19 protein-coding genes are annotated in these 21,088 nt (G+C 68.4%); 6 read left to right on the top strand and 13 right to left on the bottom strand.

Translation table 11 applies throughout. From position 1 onward, the window contains the following. Nucleotides 1-27: 27 nt before the first annotated feature. The 9 genes from hflC to AC1G9C_RS22135 all read right to left on the bottom strand — a co-directional run bounded on the left by hflC (nucleotide 28) and on the right by AC1G9C_RS22135 (nucleotide 10,076). Entirely contained in the window at nucleotides 28-897 is an 870-nt protein-coding gene (gene hflC, locus AC1G9C_RS22095; protein ID WP_021442386.1) for a protease modulator HflC, read from the bottom strand. Then, nucleotides 897-2,054: an FtsH protease activity modulator HflK gene (gene hflK, locus AC1G9C_RS22100; protein ID WP_021442387.1), complete on the bottom strand. Its 1,158-nt coding sequence runs from the start codon at nucleotides 2,052-2,054 to the stop codon at nucleotides 897-899. Before hflK ends, hflC begins: the two co-directional genes overlap by 1 nt. 97 nt (nucleotides 2,055-2,151) lie before the next feature. After that, nucleotides 2,152-3,453 (bottom strand): ribosome rescue GTPase HflX, encoded by a 1,302-nt coding sequence (hflX, locus tag AC1G9C_RS22105; RefSeq protein ID WP_021442388.1) that lies wholly within the window; start codon nucleotides 3,451-3,453, stop codon nucleotides 2,152-2,154. Nucleotides 3,454-3,466: 13 nt separating this feature from the next. Further along, the gene (gene hfq / locus AC1G9C_RS22110; protein WP_021442389.1) at nucleotides 3,467-3,727 is read right to left on the bottom strand and encodes an RNA chaperone Hfq; all 261 of its coding nucleotides are present in this window, start codon (nucleotides 3,725-3,727) and stop codon (nucleotides 3,467-3,469) included. 100 nt (nucleotides 3,728-3,827) lie between these two features. Then, nucleotides 3,828-4,769 (bottom strand): tRNA (adenosine(37)-N6)-dimethylallyltransferase MiaA, encoded by a 942-nt coding sequence (gene miaA, locus AC1G9C_RS22115; RefSeq protein WP_480410433.1) that lies wholly within the window; start codon nucleotides 4,767-4,769, stop codon nucleotides 3,828-3,830. 33 nt (nucleotides 4,770-4,802) lie between these two features. Then, entirely contained in the window at nucleotides 4,803-6,683 is a 1,881-nt protein-coding gene (mutL, locus tag AC1G9C_RS22120; protein ID WP_480408791.1) for a DNA mismatch repair endonuclease MutL, read from the bottom strand. Next, nucleotides 6,683-8,113 (bottom strand): N-acetylmuramoyl-L-alanine amidase, encoded by a 1,431-nt coding sequence (locus tag AC1G9C_RS22125; RefSeq protein WP_480408792.1) that lies wholly within the window; start codon nucleotides 8,111-8,113, stop codon nucleotides 6,683-6,685. The genes mutL and AC1G9C_RS22125 overlap by 1 nt, the downstream gene beginning before the upstream one ends. 8 nt (nucleotides 8,114-8,121) lie before the next feature. Continuing rightward, complete coding sequence (tsaE, locus tag AC1G9C_RS22130; RefSeq protein ID WP_031303737.1) at nucleotides 8,122-8,589, bottom strand: tRNA (adenosine(37)-N6)-threonylcarbamoyltransferase complex ATPase subunit type 1 TsaE; 468 nt, start codon at nucleotides 8,587-8,589, stop codon at nucleotides 8,122-8,124. After that, the gene (locus AC1G9C_RS22135; protein ID WP_480408793.1) at nucleotides 8,577-10,076 is read right to left on the bottom strand and encodes an NAD(P)H-hydrate dehydratase; all 1,500 of its coding nucleotides are present in this window, start codon (nucleotides 10,074-10,076) and stop codon (nucleotides 8,577-8,579) included. Before AC1G9C_RS22135 ends, tsaE begins: the two co-directional genes overlap by 13 nt. A gap of 60 nt (nucleotides 10,077-10,136) precedes the next feature. Here AC1G9C_RS22135 and queG point away from each other — a divergent pair, with 60 nt between their 5' ends. Next, nucleotides 10,137-11,210: a tRNA epoxyqueuosine(34) reductase QueG gene (gene queG / locus AC1G9C_RS22140; RefSeq protein WP_480408794.1), complete on the top strand. Its 1,074-nt coding sequence runs from the start codon at nucleotides 10,137-10,139 to the stop codon at nucleotides 11,208-11,210. An 83-nt stretch (nucleotides 11,211-11,293) separates the two neighbouring features. Here queG and orn read toward each other — a convergent pair whose 3' ends face one another. Both orn and AC1G9C_RS22150 read right to left on the bottom strand, forming a co-directional pair. After that, nucleotides 11,294-11,836 (bottom strand): oligoribonuclease, encoded by a 543-nt coding sequence (orn, locus tag AC1G9C_RS22145; RefSeq protein WP_021444983.1) that lies wholly within the window; start codon nucleotides 11,834-11,836, stop codon nucleotides 11,294-11,296. Nucleotides 11,837-11,867: 31 nt separating this feature from the next. Beyond that, nucleotides 11,868-12,659: a class I SAM-dependent methyltransferase gene (locus tag AC1G9C_RS22150; RefSeq protein ID WP_480408795.1), complete on the bottom strand. Its 792-nt coding sequence runs from the start codon at nucleotides 12,657-12,659 to the stop codon at nucleotides 11,868-11,870. Nucleotides 12,660-12,749: 90 nt separating this feature from the next. Here AC1G9C_RS22150 and rsgA point away from each other — a divergent pair, with 90 nt between their 5' ends. Next, complete coding sequence (rsgA, locus tag AC1G9C_RS22155) at nucleotides 12,750-13,781, top strand: small ribosomal subunit biogenesis GTPase RsgA (protein WP_021445441.1); 1,032 nt, start codon at nucleotides 12,750-12,752, stop codon at nucleotides 13,779-13,781. A 38-nt stretch (nucleotides 13,782-13,819) separates the two neighbouring features. Here the strand turns inward: rsgA and motB are convergent, their stop codons facing one another. Then, nucleotides 13,820-14,824: a flagellar motor protein MotB gene (gene motB / locus AC1G9C_RS22160; RefSeq protein ID WP_480408796.1), complete on the bottom strand. Its 1,005-nt coding sequence runs from the start codon at nucleotides 14,822-14,824 to the stop codon at nucleotides 13,820-13,822. 3 nt (nucleotides 14,825-14,827) lie between these two features. After that, nucleotides 14,828-15,679: a flagellar motor stator protein MotA gene (motA, locus tag AC1G9C_RS22165; RefSeq protein WP_122109169.1), complete on the bottom strand. Its 852-nt coding sequence runs from the start codon at nucleotides 15,677-15,679 to the stop codon at nucleotides 14,828-14,830. A 117-nt stretch (nucleotides 15,680-15,796) separates the two neighbouring features. On the opposite strand from motA, the gene AC1G9C_RS22170 reads away from it, so the two are divergent. The 4 genes from AC1G9C_RS22170 to AC1G9C_RS22185 all read left to right on the top strand — a co-directional run bounded on the left by AC1G9C_RS22170 (nucleotide 15,797) and on the right by AC1G9C_RS22185 (nucleotide 21,083). Next, the gene (locus AC1G9C_RS22170) at nucleotides 15,797-17,320 is read left to right on the top strand and encodes an HDOD domain-containing protein (protein ID WP_480408797.1); all 1,524 of its coding nucleotides are present in this window, start codon (nucleotides 15,797-15,799) and stop codon (nucleotides 17,318-17,320) included. 44 nt (nucleotides 17,321-17,364) lie between these two features. Further along, nucleotides 17,365-18,180 carry a rhodanese-like domain-containing protein gene (locus AC1G9C_RS22175; protein ID WP_480408798.1) on the top strand — a complete coding sequence of 272 codons (816 nt, stop codon included), beginning with the start codon at nucleotides 17,365-17,367 and terminating at the stop codon, nucleotides 18,178-18,180. Between the two features lie 68 nt (nucleotides 18,181-18,248). Beyond that, a complete protein-coding gene (asd, locus tag AC1G9C_RS22180) occupies nucleotides 18,249-19,109 on the top strand; it encodes an archaetidylserine decarboxylase (RefSeq protein ID WP_480408799.1) in 861 nt (286 codons plus the stop codon). Between the two features lie 168 nt (nucleotides 19,110-19,277). Further along, nucleotides 19,278-21,083: a molecular chaperone gene (locus AC1G9C_RS22185; RefSeq protein WP_480408800.1), complete on the top strand. Its 1,806-nt coding sequence runs from the start codon at nucleotides 19,278-19,280 to the stop codon at nucleotides 21,081-21,083. Nucleotides 21,084-21,088 lie beyond the last annotated feature (5 nt).

The following is a 21,088-nucleotide window of genomic DNA, read 5'->3' on the forward strand; positions in this document are numbered from 1 at the left end:
GTCCACCTGCAGCTCGAAGCCGCTCTTTTAGGGCTTGGCCTTCTCCAGATAGCGGAAGAAGTCGCTGCCCGGGTCGAGCACCAGCACGTCGCGCTTGTCGGCGAAGCTCTCGCGGTAGGCGCGCAGACTGCGGTAGAAGGAGTAGAACTCCTGATCCTGGCCATAGGCGCGGGCATAGATCGAGGCGGCCTCGGCGTCGCCGTCACCGCGCAGCTCTTCGGCCTCGCGGTAGGCTTCGGCCAGCAGCACGCGGCGCTGACGATCGGCGTCGGCACGGATGCCCTCGGCCAGCTCGCGACCCTTGGCTCGGTGTTCGCGCGCTTCGCGCTCACGCTCGGTGCTCATCCGCTCGAACACGCTGCGGTTGACCTCGCGCGGCAGGTCGATGGCCTTGACCCGCACATCCACCACCTCGATACCCAGCTCGCGCTCGGCGGCGCGGTTGAGGGTCGCGGTGACGTCGGCCATCAGCGCATCGCGCTCGCCGGATACCGATTCGTGCAGGGTGCGCTTACCGAACTGGTCACGCAGCGAAGCTTCCAGACGACGCGCCAGACGCTCGTCGGCCACCTGCTTGATACCCGAGGTGGACTGATAGAAGCGCTCGGCGTCCTTCACTCGCCACTTGGCGTAGGCATCGACCATCAGCGCCTTCTTCTCCAGGGTCAGGAAGCGCGAGGAAGTCGAATCCAGGGTCAGCAGACGACCATCAAAGATGCGCACCTGGTTCACATAGGGGATCTTCACATGCAGGCCGGGCTGCACGTCCGGCTGCACCACGCGGCCGAACTGCAACAGCACCGCACGTTCGGTCTGCGCCACGATATAGAAGCTGTTCCACGCCACCAGGGCCAGAACCACGGCCGCAATCAGGCCGATCAGGGACTTGTTGCTCATCAACGACTCTCCCTAGAACGATCATTGCGCGGCGAGACCTGAATGTTCGACGCGCCGGTCGAGCCGCCGACGCTGCCGGCGCCACTGATATTGCTTGGCGCAGCGCCACTGCGGCTGTCGATCATCTTGTCCAGCGGCAGATAGAGCAGGTTGTTCTGTCCCTTGTCGCCGGTCACCAGCACCTTGCTGGTGTTGCTCATCAGCTCCTGCATGGTATCCAGGTACAGACGCTCGCGGGTGACCTCGGGCGCCTTGCGGTACTCGGCGACCAGCTTGCTGAAGCGGTCCGCCTCACCCTGGGCGCGAGCGATCACTTCGTCACGGTAACCGTTGGCTTCTTCGAGCATGCGCTGGGCCTGACCGCGCGCTTCCGGGATCACCCCGTTGGCGTAGGATTCGGCCTGGTTCTTCTCGCGCTGCTCGTCTTCGCGGGCACGGATCACGTCGTCGAAGGCTTCCTGCACTTCGCGCGGCGCCGCCGCGCTCTGGATGTTCACCTGGGTGATGGTGATGCCGGTGCGGTAGTTGTCGAGGAAGCGCTGCAGGCGCTCGCGCACCTCGCTGGCCATCAGCTCACGACCCTCGGTCAGCACCTGGTCCATCTCGGTGGAGCCCACCACGTGGCGCACGGCGCTGTCGGTGGCGTGCTGCAGGCTGACTTCCGGCTGGTCGACGTTGAGCACGAAGTCCTGCAGGTTGCTGATGCGGTACTGCACGGTTAGCGGCACTTCGATGATGTTCTCGTCCTCGGTGAGCATCGCCCCCTGCTTGCTGTAGGCACGCTCGCGGGTGACGTTCTCCTGGAACTTGCGGTCGATCGGCGGGAAATAGAGGTTCAGGCCGGGGCCGACGGTTTCGTGGTACTTGCCGAAGCGCAACACCACCGCCTGCTCCTGCTCGTCGACCACGTAGATGGCGCTGTACAGCCAGATCACGGCCAGCAGGCCGAGACCGACGAACAGCAGGCCGAAGCCGCCACCGCTGCGGCCGGAATCGTCGTCACCCCGTTTCTTGCCGCCGCCGAACAGCCCGTTGAGGCTTTCTTGCAGCTTGCGGAACGCTTCGTCGAGATCCGGCGGGCCCTGCCGGCCACCGCCTTTGCGGCCGCCCCAAGGGTCTTGATTGTTCGAGTTGCCACCCGGCTCATTCCAAGCCATAGCGTTCTCCGTACTGATAAAGCGAAGGCGCGCCCACGGCGCGCCCGCCAATGCTACCCAATGCCCGATGGCGGCGGCAAAACCACTGCCCCAGGCTTTATTGCAAAGTGTGTTGTTCGATGAAGGCCTGCGGCTCCAGCCCTTCGCGACTGACCAGGCGATTTAGCTCGACCCGCGGCAGACGCACCGACAACAGACTCTGCCCCTGCTCGTCGTGCCCCTCGCTCTGCACCGCTCCGAGGGCGAAGAACTGCGCGCGCAGACGCCCCAGGCGCTGCGGCAACTGCAGGGTACCGACGAACAGATCCTCGCCGAGCAACTCGGCCACGGCCTGGCGCAACAACTCCAGACCACGCCCCTCGCGCGCCGACAACCACACCCGCAGCGGCTTGCCGTCGGCATCGCGCTGAATCTGCGGCTCGACACCTTCCAACAAATCCAGCTTGTTGTACACCTCGAGCATCGGCAACTCGTCCGCGCCGATCTCCTTGAGCACCGCCTGCACCTGCTCGATCTGCGCCATGCGCTCGGGCTCGTGGGCGTCGATCACGTGCAGCAGCAGGTCGGAGTTGCTCGATTCTTCGAGCGTAGCGCGGAAGGCCTCGACCAGCTTGTGCGGCAGATGGCGAATGAAGCCCACGGTATCGGCCAGCACGATCGGCCCGAGGTCATCCAGCTCGAGCCGGCGCAGGGTCGGGTCGAGGGTGGCGAACAGCTGATCGGCGGCATAGACCGCAGAGGCGGTCAGCGCGTTGAACAGGGTGGACTTGCCGGCGTTGGTGTAACCCACCAGCGATACCGAGGGGATATCCGCGCGCCGACGCCCGCGCCGCGCCTGCTCGCGCTGGCTGCGCACCTTCTCCAGCTTCTGCTTGATCTGGCGGATGCGCACCCGCAGCAGGCGGCGGTCGGTTTCCAGCTGGGTTTCCCCCGGCCCACGCAGACCGATACCGCCCTTCTGCCGTTCCAGGTGGGTCCAGCCGCGTACCAGGCGCGTGCTCATGTGGTCGAGCTGCGCCAGCTCGACCTGCAGCTTACCTTCGTGGGTACGCGCGCGCTGGGCGAAGATATCGAGGATCAGGCCGGTGCGATCGAGCACGCGGCATTCGAAGGCGCGCTCGAGGTTGCGCTCCTGGCTGGGGGTCAGGGTGTGGTTGAAGATGACCAGATCGGCCTCTTCAGCCTTGACCTGGTCGCGCAGCTCCTCGACCTTGCCGCTGCCGATCAGGTACTTGGCGGTCAGGCGGCTGCTCGGCACGCTGAAAAAGGCGACCATGTCGGCGCCTGCCGACATGGCCAGCTCCTGGAACTCCTGGGGGTCTTCGCTCGCCTCGGAGTCTTGGCCGTCCAGATGAACCAGGATGGCCCGCTCACCGCCCTCATGACGCTCGAAGAACAATGCAGCCCCCTAGTCAGGCGTTACCCGGCTCGGCTTCGGCCTGTTCGGAGTCGCCGGCACTGGGCAGGCGTACCGGACGGCTGGGCACGACGGTGGAAATGGCATGTTTGTAGACCATCTGGCTGACGGTGTTCTTCAGCAGGATGACGAACTGGTCGAACGATTCGATCTGGCCCTGCAATTTGATGCCATTGACCAGATAGATGGAAACAGGGACGCGTTCCTTACGCAGGGTATTCAGGTAAGGGTCTTGTAGCGAATGCCCTTTTGACATGTGCCGCACTCCTTTCGAGGATCAATTTCAATAATTTTAGTAGGTAAACAATGGCTTCAAGCCGCCCCACCCCCAAGGATAGACGGCCAGCGGCAAGGTCTCAGTTCAATATGGAGACGCTTTGCAGGTATTTCAAGGCGCGAGACAGATTGTCGCAGGCCAGGCTGTCCAGCCAGTGCAGATCGTCCCAGCCGCGCAGCCAGGTGAACTGCCGCTTGGCCAACTGCCGCGTGGCGATCACGCCGCGCTCGACCATCTCCGCCCGCGACAACCCGCCATCGAGGTATTCCCACACCTGGCGATAGCCTACCGCTCGTATAGACGGCAATCCCGCGTGCAAGTCACTTCGGCGGCGCAGGGCTTCGACCTCTTCGACGAACCCCTGTTCCAGCATCACCTGAAATCGCCTGGCGATGCGCGCATGCAAGACCTGACGCTGCGCTGGAGCGATAGCAAGCTGCGCAACAGTATAGGGCAATTGCCCGGCGCCCGGCGCCCCTGCGTCGGGATTTCCCGCCGCCTGGCGCAGGCGGTGCTCGCTCATGCTCAGACCGCTGACGCGGTAGACCTCCAGCGCCCGGGTCAGGCGCTGCGGATCGTTGGGATGGATGCGCGCCGCCGATTCAGGATCGACCGCGGCCAGCTCGCGGTGCAGCGCCTCCCAACCTTCGACCGCGGCGCGCGCCTCCAGCTCGGCGCGCACGGCGGGATCGGCGCTGGGCATGTCGGCCAACCCCTCCAGCAACGCCTTGTAATACAGCATGGTGCCGCCCACCAGCAGCGGGATGCGTCCGCGCGCAGCGCTCTCGGCCATGGCCGCCAGGGCATCGACGCGAAATTCTGCCGCCGAATAGCTCTCGGCCGGGTCGCGAATGTCGATCAGGGCGTGGGGAAATTCCGCCAAAACGGCCTTGTCCGGCTTGGCGGTGCCGATGTCCATGCCGCGATAGACCAGCGCCGAGTCGACGCTGATCAGGTCGCACGGCAGCACGCGGGCCAGCTCCAGGGCCAGGTCGGTCTTGCCGGCGGCAGTCGGCCCCATCAGGAAGATGGCCGGCGGTAACGGCTTGGCCACTCAGCGCCCCCGCAGGAACAGCTTGTCGAGGTCGTCCATGCCCAGCTGGGTCCAGGTCGGCCGGCCGTGGTTGCACTGGCCGCTGCGCTCGGTCTGCTCCATGTCGCGCAGCAGGGCGTTCATCTCCGGCAGGGTCAGGCGGCGGTTGGCGCGCACCGCGCCGTGGCAGGCCATGGTCGCCAGCAGCTCGTTGAGATGGGCCTGGATGCGGTCGCTGGTGCCGTACTCCAGCAGGTCGGCGAGCACGTCGCGCACCAGCTGGGTGGCCTCGGCCTGCTTGAGCAGCGCCGGAATCTGGCGAATCGCCAGACTCTCCTCGCCCAGGCGCTGCAGCTCGAAACCGAGGCGCTGGAACCACTCGGCGTGCTCCTCGGCGCAGTCGGCCTCGCGCTGGCTGAGGGCGATGGACTCCGGCACCAGCAGCGGCTGGCCACGCAGCCCCTCGCTGGCCATGGCCTGTTTGAGCCGTTCGTAGGTGATGCGCTCGTGCGCCGCGTGCATGTCCACCAGCACCATGCCCTGAGCGTTCTCGGCGAGGATATAGACGCCCTTGAGCTGGGCCAGCGCATAGCCCAGCGGCGGCACGTCGCCCTGCTCCTGCGGCAGCGCCGGCGCCTGGGCGCCGGGTAGCGGCGCGAAGTAGTCGCGATAGGCGGCCTGGGCCTCGGCGGCCGGCACCCCCGGATTACCGGCCGGCTGCTGATACCCCGCGCCGGCGCCGCGCCAGGCCGGCTGCGGACTGGCAAGCGGGGTTTCCAGCACACTGGCGGCCAGGCCCATCTCGCCCTGCGGGCCGAACTCGCCGGCAGCCAGGCCGCTGGGCCGCACCATGGGCATCACGGCGGCGGGCGCGGCGACCTGATCTTCCGGGCGCACGTCGGCCAGGGCGCGGTGCAGGGTGCCGTAGAGGAAGTCATGCACCATGCGGCTGTCGCGGAAACGTACCTCGTGCTTGGTCGGGTGCACGTTGACGTCCACCGTGCTCGGGTCGATTTCCAGGAACAGCACGAAGGTCGGATGACGGCCGTTGAACAGCACGTCGCGATAGGCCTGGCGCACCGCATGGGCGACCAGCTTGTCGCGCACCATGCGGCCGTTGACGTAGAAGTACTGCAGGTCGGCCTGGCTACGGGAGAAGGTCGGCAGGCCGACCCAGCCCCACAGGCGCAGGCCGCCGCGCTCGATCTCGATCGGCAACGCCTGTGCGAGGAAGGCCGGCCCGCACACCGCGGCGACGCGCCGCGCGCGACTGATCTCGTCGCCCGCCTCATGCAGGCTGAGCACGCTCTTGCCGTTGTGACGCAGGTGGAAGCCCACGTCGAAACGGGCCAGCGCCAGGCGCTTGATCACTTCCTGCAGGTGGTCGAACTCGGTCTTCTCGGCGCGCAGGAACTTGCGCCGCGCCGGGGTGTTGAAGAACAGGTCGCGCACCTCCACCGAGGTGCCCACCGGGTGCGCCGCCGGCTGCACCCGCGGCTGCATGTCGCGACCCTCGGTCTCCACCTGCCAGGCCTGCTCGGCGTCCGCCGTGCGCGAGGTCAGGGTCAGGCGCGACACCGAGCTGATCGAGGCCAGCGCCTCGCCGCGAAAGCCCATGCTGAGCACGGCTTCGAGGTCTTCCAGTTCGCGGATCTTGCTGGTGGCGTGGCGCGCCAGGGCCAGCGGCAGGTCGTCGGGGGCGATGCCGCCGCCGTCGTCGCGCACCTTGAGCAGTTTGACGCCGCCCTGCTCGACTTCCACGTCGATGCGCCGTGCCCCGGAGTCCAGGCTGTTTTCCAGCAGTTCCTTGGCCACCGAGGCGGGACGCTCGACCACTTCGCCGGCGGCGATCTGGTTGGCCAGGCGCGGGCTGAGCAGGTGTATACGGGACATAACGCTCACTACTGGGCCGCCAGTGCCGTGGCGGGAATCTGCAGGGTCTGGCCGACCTTGATCACGTCGCCATTGAGGTTGTTGGTGCTGCGCAGCAACGCCAGGCTGATCTGGTAGCGCTGGGCGATCAGCGCCAGGCTCTCGCCGCGCGCCACCACGTGTTCGCGCGGGGCCGGGGCGATCTTGCCCTCGTCGCGCAGCCAGGCGATGTAGGTGCCCGGCGGCGGATTCTCGCGGAAGAACTGGCGGATGCCGGTCTGGATCGAGCGCGCCAGCGCCTGCTGGTGGCTGGCGGTATGCAGCTTGCGCGCCTCGTTGGGGTTGGAGATGAAGCCAGTCTCGACCAGGATCGACGGAATGTCCGGGGATTTGAGCACCATGAAGCCGGCCTGCTCGACCCTACGCTTGTGCAGCGAGGTGATGCTGCCCATGTTCGACAGCACCTTCTGCCCGACGTTGAGGCTGGAGCTCAGCGAGGCGGTCATCGACAGATCGAGCAGCACGCCGGCGAGCATCTTGTCCTTGTCGTCCAGGCTGACGTTGCCGGCACCGCCGATCAGGTCGGACTGGTTTTCCGCATCGGCCAGCCAGCGCGCGGTCTCCGAGGTGGCGCCGCGCTCGGACAGCGCGTACACCGAGGCGCCGAAGGCGGCGGCGCGGGGCGCGGCGTCGGCGTGGATGGAGACGAACAGGTCGGCGCCCTTCTTGCGGGCGATCTCGGTGCGCTTGCGCAGCGGAATGAAGTAGTCGCCGGTGCGCACCAACTCGCCGCGGAACCCCTTCTCGGCGTTGATCTGCCGTTGCAGCTCCTTGGCGATGGCCAGGGTCACGTGCTTCTCGTACTGGCCCTTGACCGGCGCCAGCGCGCCCGGGTCCTCGCCGCCGTGGCCGGCGTCGATGGCGATGACGATGTCGCGTTTGCCATTGGGTACTGGCGTCAGCTTGGGAGGCGGCTGGGTCGGGGTGACCGGCACTGGCGGCGCCGTGGCGGCCACGCTGGGCGCCTGGGTCGGCGCCGGCGCACTGCCGTTCTGGTCGAACAGGTCGACCACCAGGCGATGGCCGTACTGCTGGTTGGGCGCCAGGGCGAAGCTCTTCGGCGTCACCGGCGCCGACAGGTCGATGACCACGCGCAGCTCTTCGGCGCTGCGCTGGGCCGAGCGCACGCCGGTGATCGGGGTATTGGCCAGCGACAGCTGGCCGAGGTTGGTCGCCAGCTTGGCGCCGCTGACGTCGATGACGATGCGGTCGGGCGCGGCCAGGGTGAACACGCTGTGCTGCACCGGCCCGGACAAATCGAAGACCAGCCGGGTATTGTCCGGCGCGCGCCACAATCGCACGCTGCGCACATCGGAGGCGGCCAGCACCTCGGCAGCCAGGGCCGCCCACAACACCCCCACAGCGGTAACCAGCGCGCCTATGCGCATACCCAACCCCATCGATCTATTTATGCTTGGCCTGCCAACAGCGCACACCAGGCTTGCCCGCGCGCCCCATGTGCCTGCAACAGCAGCGAACGGCCGCTCGCTTGCGGGCTAATGGTAATGTCCAGGTCGGGCTTTGGCAAAACGCCGGCGCCGCGCTCGGGCCATTCGATCAGGCACAGCGCATCGCCTTCGAAGTAATCGCGGATGCCGAGAAACTCCAGCTCCTCCGGGTCGACCAGGCGATACAGGTCGAAATGGAAGGCGCGCACGGCGCCGATCTCGTAGGGTTCGACCAGGGTGAAGGTCGGGCTCTTGACCGCCCCGGCATGGCCCAGGCCGCGCAGCATGCCGCGCGACAGGGTGGTCTTGCCGGCGCCCAGATCGCCGTGCAGGTAGATGATGCCGGCACCGCCGCTGACCTCGGCGAGCCGCGCGCCGAGGGCCAGCATCGCCGCCTCGTCGGCGGCCTCGAGTCTCAATTCAGACAAGGACACAACTCCTCCAGTAACTGACGAATGGCAGGGGGCAGATCGCCAGCGGCCAGCCCGCGCCCCTGTTCGGCGAGCCGTTCGCCCGCCCGTGCATGCAGCCAGACCGCCAGGCAGGCCGCCTCGAACGGCGCCAGGCCCTGCGCCAGCAGGGCACCGAGCAGACCGGCCAGGACGTCGCCGAGACCGGCGCCGGCCATCGCCGGGTGACCGCGGTCGCACAGCGCCAGACGCCCGTCCGGCGCCGCGATCAGGCTGCCGGCGCCCTTGAGCACCACCACCAGCCCCAAACGCTGCGCCAGCGCCCGCGCCGCCGCCGGCCGATCCGCCTGTACCTCGGCCGTGCTCATCCCCAGCAGGCGCGCCGCCTCGCCCGGATGCGGGGTGAGCACACCCAGGCGCGGCGCGGCGACCCGACCAGCGGCCAGCAGGTTGAGCGCATCGGCGTCCCACACCTGCGGCCGCTCGACGGCGGCGACAGCCGACAGTAAGCCACGCCCCCAGGCGCCCTGGCCCAGCCCCGGGCCGACCACGCAGACATCGGCGCGCTCGAGCAGCGGCAGCAGCTGGTTGGCCGACAGCACGCCGGCGCACATCACCTCCGGGCGGCGCACCAGCGCGGCGGCCACATGTTCCTCGCGGGTGGCCAGCGACACCAGCCCGGCGCCGGCGCGCAGCGCAGCGTCGGCGCCGAGCAGCGCGGCGCCGCCCATGCCCAGGTCGCCGCCGACCACCAGCAGGTGACCGAACTGGCCCTTGTGCGCCGTCAGCACGCGCGGCGCCAGGCGCGGCAGGTTGGCTACATCCAGGCGCTGCACCACGCTCGGCGCCTGCGCCAGCAGCTCGGCATCGCCCTGCAGGTCGTCGAACTGCAGCTCGCCGCACAGCTCCGGGCCGGCGCCGGTCAGCAGGCCCAGCTTGAGGCCGATAAAAGTCACCGTCAGCTCGGCGCGCACCGCCACGCCCAATGGCGCGCCGCTGTCGGCGTGCAGCCCGGAGGGAATGTCCACCGCCAGCACCGGCAGGCCGCTGGCACCCATCAGGCGGATGGCCTGGGCGTAAGGCTCGCGCACCGCGCCGGACAGCCCGGTGCCGAGCAGGGCATCGACCAGCACGCCGGCCAGCGGCGCGCATTCGCTCCAGGGGCGGATCTCCACGCCGGCGGCCTGCGCCTCGGCATGGGCCAGCGCGGCATCGCCGCCCAGCGCCGCCGGCTCGCCCAGCGCCAGCACGCGCACGCGCCAGCCGGCGCGCCGGGCCAGCGCGGCGATCAGGTAACCGTCGCCGGCGTTGTTGCCGCGCCCGGCCAGCACGGTGATCTCGCCGGCCTCCGGCCAGCGCCGACGCAGCGCACGCCAGGCGGCATGGGCGGCGCGCTTCATCAGCTCGAAGCCGGGGATGCCGGCGGCGATCAGCCGGGCGTCCAGCGCGCGCACCTGTTCGGCACTGTGCAGGGTCAAGGGCAAGGGGGCAGGTGTCGGACGCATGGCTCGCTCGTGGCGGATGTCTGGCAGAATTATACCCACCTCCCCTGCGGTTGCCCTGCAATGTCCGTTTCCTCCCTCGATCTCCCCGCCCTCGCCCAGTCGATCAAGGACTGGGGCCGCGAGCTGGGCTTCCAGCAGGTGGGCATCGCCGGTGTCGAACTGGGCGAGCACGAAGCGCACCTCGAACGCTGGCTGGCCGCCGGCTACCAGGGCGAGATGGACTACATGGCCGCGCACGGCAGCAAACGCTCGCACCCGGAGCAATTGGTGCCGGGCACCCTGCGGGTCGTGTCACTGCGCATGGACTACCTGCCCGGCGATACGCAGATGGCCCAGCGCCTGACCGAGCCGGAGCGCGCCTACGTGTCGCGCTACGCCCTGGGCCGCGACTACCACAAGCTGATCCGCAAGCGCCTGCAGCAACTGGCCGAACGCATCCAGGCGGCGATAGGGCCGTTCGGCTACCGCGCCTTCGTCGACAGCGCGCCGGTGCTGGAAAAGGCCATCGCCGAACAGGCCGGCCTCGGCTGGATCGGCAAGAACACCCTGGTGCTCAATCGCAAGGCCGGCAGCTATTTCTTCCTCGGCGAACTGTTCGTCGACCTGCCGCTGCCGGTCGATGCGCCGCACGGCAGCGAGCACTGCGGACGCTGCAGCGCCTGCCTGGACATCTGCCCGACCGCCGCCTTCGTCGGCCCCTATGTGCTGGATGCGCGGCGCTGCATCTCCTATCTCACCATCGAGCTGAAGGGGCCGATTCCGGTCGAACTGCGTGAGCCCATCGGCAACCGGGTGTTTGGCTGCGACGACTGCCAGATCGTCTGTCCGTGGAACCGCTTCGCCCGCCCCACCGTGCAGGGCGACTTCCAGCCGCGCCACGGCCTGGACAACGCCGGCCTGGCCGAGCTGTTCCTGTGGAGCGAAGAGGAGTTCCTGGCCCGCACCGAAGGCTCGCCGCTGCGCCGCGCCGGCTACGAGCGCTGGCTGCGCAACCTGGCGGTCGGCCTGGGCAATGCGCCCTCGACCATCCCGGTGCTGGAGGCATTGCAGGCGAGGCGCGAGCATCCGTCGGAACTGGTACGCGAGCATGTCGAGTGGGCGCTGGCGCGGCACCAGGAGCGTGGGTTGGGTTGAGGCGCGCAGCGCCGCAGCCCAACGCGCCATCCCCGCAACTGGGCTCAGCACCAGCCTGCCGGCGACACCCCCCTGCACCCGGCTCAGACCTTGAGGAAATGCTCGCGGTAATGACGCAGCTCGGCGATGGACTCGCGGATATCGTCCAGCGCCTGGTGGGTGGCGGTCTTCTGGAAGCTGTCCCTGACCTGCGGCGCCCACATGCCGGCGAGAATCTTCAGGGTCGAGACGTCCAGATAGCGGTAGTGGAAGTAGGCTTCCAGATTGGGCATGTACTTGTAGAGGAAGCGCCGATCCTGACCGATGCTGTTGCCGCAGATCGGCGACTTGCCCTTGGGCACCCACTGTTCGAGGAAGGCGAGGGTCTGCGCCTCGGCCGCCGCGGTGTCGATGCGGCTCTCGCGCACGCGCTGGGTCAGGCCGCTCTGGCCGTGGGTGCGGGTGTTCCACTCGTCCATCGCGGCCAGCGCCGCGTCGCTCTGGTGGATGGCGATCACCGGGCCCTCGGCCAGCACGTTCAGTTCGCTGTCGGTGACGATGGTGGCCATCTCGATGATCACGTCCCGCTCCGGCTCCAGGCCGGTCATCTCCAGGTCGATCCAGATCAGGTTGTTGGGGTTCTGCATGGTGTGCGGCTCCTTGGCTCAGGCGGCAAGTCTAGCGGATAACGGCGCCGCCGATCTGCCACAGCAGCAACTGCGTCTGCCGCCCCTGGTTCAGTTCGCGCACGGCATTTGGGGCCACCCCGGGGATGGCGAAGCTGTTGCTGATCAACCAGCTGCCGGGTGCCATCTCCTCCCGCGCCTTGGCCCACAGGCGCGCCATCGGCACCGGCGAGAGGAAGCAGTAGACGACGTCGAACGGTGCCAACTCGGTACGCCACAGGCTCCCGTAGCGGATGCTGCAGTTGCCCTGCCCCAGGCAGCGCAGCCAGGCCAGGAGAAACAGCAGCGGCGCGCTCTCGACGCCGACGAAGCGCCCGCGCGGGAAGCGCCGCGCCAGGTGCAGCAGGGTGCCGGCGGTGCCGCAACCAAGATCGACGAAACGCGGCGGCGCCTCGCGCGCCGCCAGCCAATCGCCCAGTTGCTGGCGCGCGCGCGTGCCGCTGAGGTAGAGCGGCACGCGCTCGTGCAGGCTGTTCCAGTTGACCAGCAGCAGCAGGGCAAAGCCCAGCAGACAGAGCCAGCCCGGCAGCGCCGCCTGCTGCAGCAGCCACAGCGCCGGCAGGAAGGCCAGGTTGATCCCCAGCCACCAGCGCGACAACCCCAGGCGCCAGCCGATGGCCGCCGCCAGCGCCCCCTGCGCCAGCGCCGCCAGCCACAGCGGCAGGCGCAGCGACGACAGCAGCGCCAGCCCGTAGACCGCCGCCAGCAGCAGGACGACGGCCAGCCCCTGGGCCAGCATTACCCGGCGCCACGGCCGCTGCAGCGCCCCTTCGCGTTCGTCCATCCCGCCCCCTGAAGGTCAAATCGAGGCCGCGGTGCCCATGCTAAACTCGCGCGGCTTGTTTCCCGGCAACTCTACCCACTCGGAATCCCCATGGCCAAACGCCAACTCAACCGCCGCCAGAGCTGGCGCATCGAAAAGATCCAGGGCGAACGCGCGGCCCGCGCCGCCAAGCGCGAATCGCGCGCCGTCGAGGCCCTGGAAGGCGGCGACCTGGGCCCGGAGCAGACCGGCCTGGTGATCGCCCACTTCGGCGTACAGGTGGAGATCGAGGCGCTGCAGGGCGAGCTGGCTGGCCAGACCTTCCGCTGCCACCTGCGCGCCAACCTGCCGGCGCTGGTCACCGGCGATCAGGTGGTGTGGCGCGCCGGCAACCAGGGCGACGGCGTGATAGTCGCCCAGCTGCCGCGGCGCAGCGAGCTGTGCCGGCCGGACATGCGCGGCGCGCTCAAGCCGGTGGCGGCCAACGTCGACCAGATCGTCATCGTCTTCGCCCCGCTGCCCGAGCCGCACGCCAACCTGATCGACCGCTACCTGGTGGCCGCCGAGCATGCCGGCATCCGCCCGCTGCTGCTGTTGAACAAGGCCGACCTGATCGACACCAAGAACGAGGTGGCGCTCAACGCCCTGCTCGGCGTCTACCGCCAGCTCGGCTACCCGCTGCTGGAGGTCTCGGCTCATCAGGGCGACGGCATGGAGCAGCTGAAGAAGCGCCTGGACGGCCACGTCAGCGTGTTTGTCGGCCAGTCCGGGGTGGGCAAGTCGTCGCTGGTCAACAGCCTGCTGCCCGGGGTCGATACCCGCGTCGGCGCGCTGTCGGAGCTGACCGGCAAGGGCACCCACACCACCACCACCGCGCGGCTGTTCCACTTCCCTGGCGGCGGCCAGCTGATCGACTCGCCCGGCATCCGCGAGTTCGGTCTCGGCCACGTCAGCAGGGATGACGTGGAAGCCGGCTTTATCGAATTTCACGACTTGCTCGGGCGCTGCCGCTTCCGCGACTGCAAGCACGACCGCGAGCCGGGTTGCGCGCTGCTCCTGGCCCTGGAGGAAGGACGCATCCAGCCGCAGCGCATGGCCAGCTACCGGCATATTCTCGCCAGCCTGCCCGAAGACGAGTATTGAGCGGCGCCGACGTGCGCCAGTAAGCGGGGGGCCGAGGCCTACTGGTCGACCGGCCGATCGAACTGCAGCGCGCCGTCCTCGAAGATGTTCAAGCGCTCGCGCACCTGCTCGCCCGGCAGCGGCTCGTCGGCAGCGCCGGGCGCGCCGGTCGCCTCCGGTGCGGCCTCGGCAGGTGCCGGCGGCGCTTCGTCGCTGCCCTGCTCGCCCTCGATGGCGCGCTGCGCCTTCTTGGTCAGCACGATGATGTCGATGCGCCGGTTGACCGGATTGAAGGGGTCGTCGCGGTCGAACAGGGCCGAAGAGGCGTAACCGACCACCCGCGCCACCTGCTCGTCGGCATAGCCGCCGGCGATCAGGGTGCGCCGCGCAGCGTTGGCGCGATTGGCCGACAGCTCCCAGTTGCCGAAATCGCCGCGACCGACGAAGGGTTTGGCGTCGGTGTGGCCGCTGACGCTGATCTTGTTCGGCACCGTGCGAATGGTGTCGGCCATGGCCAGCAGGATGTCCTCGAAATAGGGCTGCAGCTCGGCGCTGCCGAGGGCGAACATCGGCCGGTTCTCGGCGTCCATGATCTGGATGCGCAGGCCGTCCTGGGTGATCTCGAACAGGATCTGGTCCTTGAAGCGCTGCAGCTCGGGGTTCTCGTCTACCTTGTTCTGCAGTTCCTGCAGCAGCAGTTCCAGGCGCTCACGCTCCAGCTTGTCGGCCAGGGTCTCGACCTGGTCGGCGTCGATCTCCACGTCCTGGCTGTCGGGCTGATCCTGGATTTCCGGATTGAGGGTGCGATCCGGCGCCGGCGTCGGCGTGCCGCCGAGATCGATGGCGTGCGGGCTGGCGCTCTCGGTGAAGCCGATGGGGTCCTGGAAGTAACCGGAAATGGCCTTCTTCTGCTCCGGGGTGGCCGAGGACATCAACCACATCACCAGGAAGAACGCCATCATGGCCGTGGCGAAGTCGGCGAAGGCGATCTTCCAGGCGCCGCCGTGGTGCCCGCCGGCGCGCTTCTTGCCGCGTTTGACGATGATCGGCTGGTTGTTTTCCATGGCTTAGTTGCCGCGCATGGCCTGTTCGAGCTCGGTGAAGCTCGGCCGGTGCGCCGGGAACAGCACCTTGCGGCCGAACTCCACCGCCAGGCTCGGCGGCATGCCCGAGGCCGAGGCCACCAGGGTCGCCTTGATCGCCTCGTAAAGGTTGACCTCCTCCTTGGCGTCGTGCTCCAGCGCCACCGACAGCGGGCCGAAAAAGCCATAGGAGGCGAGGATGCCGAGGAAGGTGCCGACCAGCGCGGTAGCGACCTTCTCGCCAATCTGCGCGTTGTCCGCCTCGGCGAGGATCGACATGGTGATGACGATGCCCAGCACCGCGGCGACGATACCCATCGCCGGCAGGCCATCGGCGACCTTGGCCACCGCATGGGCGGGGTGCTCCACATCCTCCTTGAGGCTGGCCAGCTCCATGTCGAACAGACCCTCCAGCTCGTGCGGGGCCATGTTGCCGGAGGACATGATGCGCAGGTAGTCGCAGATGAAGGCGGTCATCCGCGCGTCCTTGAGCACCCCTGGGTACTTGCTGAAGATCGGGCTGGCGTTGGGGTCCTCGATGTCCGCCTCGATGGCCATCATGCCTTCGCGGCGGCTCTTGTTGAGGATCTCGTAGAGCAGCTTGAGCACTTCCAGGTAATAGGTGTGGGTGAAGCGGGTGCCGAACATGCTCACCGACTTCTTGAATACCGTCATAAACATGCTGCCCGGGTTGGCCTGGAGGAAGCCGCCCAGCGCCGCACCACCGATGATCAGCACTTCGTAGGGATGAACGAGCGCCATGAACTGCCCGCCGGACAGGACGAAGCCGCCGAAGACGCAGCCCAGAACCACGATGATGCCGATGATTTTTGCCATAGAAGAGTGCTTGCAGAGCCAAGAGAGAGGGTTATTAAAAACAACCCTTCTAATTATCGGAACTTATACGCCAGACTATAGCCAGTTAAGGTCAAAAGCCAGTTCGGCTCAACTCACATGTCGACGCCAAAGCCCCTGCCACGCACCCTCGACGCCTGGCTGCACCAGCTGGCCAAGCTGCCCCTGCCGATCGAGCAGGAGCAGCATGCACGCCTGCGGCGCACCCTCGGCGACGGGCGTCGCACCTGGGGCGAGATCGCCGAGGCGATCGAACTCAGCCCGACCTTTGCCCTGCAGGTGCTGCGCGAGGCCAACCAGGCCGGCGGCACCCTCAGCGACCCGGCCGACAGCCTGGAGACGGCGCTGGCCCGCCTCGGCCTGAAGCGCTGCGAAACCCTGCTCAACCAGGCCCCCGCCCTGCCGGCAGGGGAAATCGCGCTGGCCCTGCGCCAACTCCTGCTGATCAGCCAGCATGCCAGCCAACAGGCGCGCGGCCTGTTCGGCGCACGTCTGGCGCGCCTGTGGAACGAACTGCACGGCTGCAGCCTGCTGTTTCTCGCCCCGCTCTGGCCGCTGCTATGTGCCCATCCGCAGCTGTTCGAGGCCTGGGAGCAGCGCGTCCTGGTCAAGGGCGAGCGGCCGACCAAGGTGGAGCAGGAGCTGCTCGGCGTACCGCTGCTGCAGCTGTGCCTGCAACTGGCCGAACGCTGGCGCCTGCCGGAGTGGATAGTGCAGGGCTACCGCCTGCTGGAGCGCGACCGCCGCCTGCTGGTCAAGGCGCTGCATATCGCCCGCGACAACCAGCACCCGCTGCACCAGCAGCAGTTGCTTGATGCCGACATCCCCTTGCGCCGCTGGCTGACCCAGCCGAGCAACTGCGTGCTGCTGGCCAACGGCCTGGCGCTGTCGGCGCACCAGGCCTGGAACGCCCCGCACAGCCTGCGCTGGCAGCGCCTGACCGGGCTCTACCTGCAGCTGCCGCTGGCCGAGGTGCAGCAGGAAGTGCACCGACACGCGGTGAGCAGCGCCCGCCTGAACCACGACGCCCAGCTCTGGCACCCGGCCCAGGCCCTGCTCTGGCCCTGGGACGCCCGTCGCCTCAACCCGTCACGCAGCCCGGCGCCGGCGCCCAGAAGCGACGCCCTCGACGCCTGGCGCCAGCACTGCGCCCGCCTGCTGGCTGAGCCCAGCGCCTTCGCCAACGTCCTGCAGCTGACCGCCTGCGCCCGCGACGCCGTGCAAGCCTGCGGCCTGAACCGGGTACTGCTGCTACTCGCCGATCGTCAGCACAGCCGCCTGCAGGCCCAGCAGCAGGCGGGGCTGGAGCCGGGCGCCAGCGCCCTGAGCCTGGACCCGGCGCACAGCCAGGTGCTGCGCCGGCTGCTCGCCGAACCCGGTCAGCTGCGCCTGAGCCCGGCCAATATCGCCCAGTTCTCCGCCCTGCTGCCGGGCAGCCTGAAGGCGCTGTTCCCCGGCGAACACCTGCTGCTGCGCTCGCTGGCCAGCAATGGCCGGGTGGTCATGCTGCTGGTCGCCGACCAGGGCGGCCAGCTGTTCAACGAGCTCGGCCTGCAGGCCTTCGGTAAAACCGTGCAATGCATCGAGCGCGCCCTGGCCAGCTTCGCCAGGCGCGGGCGCTAGCCCTTTCCGCTACAATCGGCCTCTTTTCATTCGAGGAGGCCTCCATGTCCGCCTTCGCCAACCTGCCCCTGGTGATCGAGCCCGCCGAGCTGGCCAGCCGCCTGGACGCCGCCGAGCTGATCCTGGTCGACCTCAGCGGCGCGGCGCGCTATGCCGCCGGGCATATCCCCGGCGCGCGCTGGGTCGACAGCAAGCGCACCCAGCTGGGCCGCCCGCCCGCCCCCGGCCTGATCCCGCCACAGGCGCAGCTCGAAGCGCTGTTCACCGAACTGGGCCATCGTCCGGACGCCACCTACGTGGTCTACGACGACGAGGGCGGCCCCTGGGCCGGGCGCTTCATCTGGCTGCTCGACGTGATCGGCCACAGCCGCTACCACTTCCTCAATGGCGGCCTGCAGGCCTGGATCGGCGAGGGCCGCGCACTGAGCCAGGACAGCCCGCCGGCGCGGCACACGCCGGTGGCGCTGACCCTGCACGACGAGCCGACGGCCAGCTGCGACTATGTGCAGGCGCGCCTGGGCGCCGCCGACCTGGCGATCTGGGACGCCCGCGGCGCGGACGAATACCGTGGCGAGAAACTCAGCTCGGCGCGCGGCGGCCATATCCCCGGTGCGGTCAACTTCGAGTGGACCGCCGGCATGGATCCGCAGCGCGGCCTGCGCATCCGCGACGACATCGCCGAAGTGCTGCAGGATCTGGGCATCACCCCCGACAAGGAAGTGATCACCCACTGCCAGACCCACCGCCGCTCCGGCTTCACCTACGTGGTGGCCAAGGCGTTGGGCTATCCGCGGGTCAAGGCCTACGCCGGCTCCTGGGCCGAGTGGGGCAACCTGCCCGATACCCCGATCGAGCGCTGAACCCGGACGCCAATCAGCTGCACGCGCCGGCTGCCTCAGCACCGGCTCCGAACCCTCAAGGACACACGATGAAACAACGCCTGTTTATCCTTAGCCAGTACCTGCTGCCCCACCACCTGCTGTCGCGGCTGATCGGCTGCGTCGCCGAATGCCGCATCGGCTGGCTGAAGAACCCGCTGATCACCTGGTTCGCCAAGCGCTACCAGGTAAACATGAGCGAAGCCAAGGTCGAGGACCTGCGCACCTACGAGCACTTCAACGCCTTCTTCACCCGCGCCCTGAAGGACGGCGCCCGCCCGCTGGACGAGACCCCCGGCGCCATCCTCTGCCCGGCCGACGGCGCCATCAGCCAGCTCGGCGCCATCGAGCACGGCCGCCTGTTCCAGGCCAAGGGCCACAGCTTCAGCGCCGTCGAACTGCTCGGCGGCGACGCCGAGCGCGCCGCGCCCTTCATGGGCGGCCAGTTCGCCACCGTGTACCTGTCGCCCAAGGACTACCACCGCGTGCATATGCCGCTGGCGGGGACACTGCGAGAGATGGTCTATGTGCCGGGGCGGCTGTTCTCGGTCAACCAGACCACCGCGGAGAACGTGCCCGAGCTGTTCGCCCGCAACGAGCGGGTGGTCTGCCTGTTCGACACCGAGCGCGGGCCGATGGCGGTGGTGCTGGTCGGCGCGATGATAGTCGCCAGCGTCGAGACGGTCTGGGCCGGCCTGGTCACCCCGCCCAAGCGCGAGCTGAAGAGCACCCGTTACGACTCCGCCGCGCGCGCACCGATCGAACTGGCCAAGGGCGCCGAACTCGGTCGCTTCAAGCTGGGCTCCACCGCCATCGTGCTGTTCGGCCCGCAGCAGGTGCAGTGGGCCGCCGAACTGGGCGCCGGCAGCGCCGTGCGCATGGGCCAGCTGCTGGGCCACGCCGAGGCCTGAGCGACGCCGCGGCACTGAACCCGGTCGCAGACCGCCTGGTCATAGTTGCGTACTCTGGCACGGCCGCCCGTCCCCGGGATGGGCTGCGACCGCGGCGAGATGCTGCTAGAGTTCGAAAGACTATTACGAGAGCCGCTAGCTTTTGCGTGGCCGGAGTATCCGAGTTTGATGGATAAACAGAGTCCCCACCTACTGCTGTTGCGTGTCCCCACCCCGAGCAAGCAAAGCCTGAGCTTCTGCGACGGCAGCCCCCGTGACCTCAAGCGCTGGCTCGCCGCCCTGCCCAAGGCCAACATCGGTGAGACCGCGCGCCAGCTGTACCAGAGCCTGGTGGAACTCAACCAATTCCTCACCCCTTCGGAAAACCGCCTGCAACTGCTGGAGCTGCTTCGCCCGGAAGTGCACTTCGTCTGCCAGCACCTGGAACGCCACTTCCTCAACCAGGCCATCGTCCTCGACGAACGCCCGCGCAAGGTCGCCAACCTGTGCCAGGCGCTGCAGAACCACCTGGCCGTCGGCTACAAGCTGATCATCTCGCGGGCCATGGCGCGCAGCGGCAAGGAGCGCGACCAGTTGCTCGCTGTTGCCCTGCAGCGCGCCAGCCACAGCCTGTGCAGCCCGCTGATCCGCGCGAGCCAGCTGTACTGCCCGGTGCCCGAAGGCCTGTGGCTGGAACTGCACCAGCTGTATCAGATCGCCAGCGAGCAGCGCCTGCAGCGCCAGGCGATCCGCGATCCGCTGGCGCGCCGCTCGCCCGGCCTGAGCACCGAGCAGTGCTATCTGACCGCCCTGCTGCTCGGCTGCGCGCGCACCAACCAGATGCGCCAGAATGGCATCGCCCGCCTGGCCGAAGCGCTGGAGCCCTGGAGCACCCTGGTCAGCCTGCAGGCCGGCGACCTGCCGAGCAGCCTGTTCGTCCTCGCCCCGCAGGTGGACGGCCCGCCACGCTACAAGTCGCTGTACCCCGACAACGAACTGCACAACCTGCTGGGCATCGACCCGCAGCCGCTGGTGGACGCGATCAAGGAATACCTGCTGCTGCCAGAGGAGGATCGGTCAAAATCGCGCCTGCCGGTGCCCGAAGGCATGAGCCTGGACCTGCTGCAACACGTTTGCGCCGCCTGGGGCGATATCGCCGAGCGCACCTTCCAGCGCACCAGCGGCCACGGCAACCTGACCCTGTGCATCGGCATGAGCGCCCTGCACTTCTTCCTCGCCGGCGAACAGTCCTTCGGCGACGTGCTCAAGCGCCCCAGCGAGACAGGCGCCGCGGTGTTCAAGCCCTCGACCGGCGCACCGGACGTCTGGGCCAACGCCTTCGACGCGCAGCGCAGCGGCGGCGACGAGCTCCACTTCGAGGAAATCCAGTACAGCAAGGTCAGCACCGGCGAGCAGCCCGTCGAGCCGCAAAGCAGCGGCGAAAGCTATCCCACCTATCCGTTGGCCATCGTCAACCACAGCCCCGGCGGCTACTGCCTGTCATGGCCCAAGGAGGTGCCCGCCCAGCTGCAGGCCGGCGAACTGCTCGGCGTGCAGGACAGCCCCAGCCAGGGCTGGAGCGTGGCCATCGTGCGCTGGATCCGCCAGGTGCGCGGCGGCGGTACGCAGATGGGCATCGAGCTGATCGCCCCGCATGCCCGCTCCTGCGGCCTGCAGCTGGTGCGCAAGGCCGAGCAGAACAGCCAGTACCTGCGCGCCCTCCTGCTGCCGGAGATCAGCGCCATCTCGCGCCCGGCCAGCCTGATCACGCCGCGCCTGCCGTTCCAGGAAGGCAGCAAGGTGCTGATCAACGACCACGGCGAGGAGCACCGCGCGGTGCTGACCCGCAAACAGGTCAGCACCGGCAGCTTCAACCAGTTCGAGTATCACCGCGTCGGTGCCGAAGAAGGCACCGCCGGGAAGCCGGTCACAGCCTCGCAAAGCCAGAAGCCGGCCGGGGAGGAAGATTTTGACTCACTCTGGAAGTCGCTGTAGGCTGC

The sequence above is a fragment of the Pseudomonas sp. ABa2 genome, from assembly GCF_056676075.1.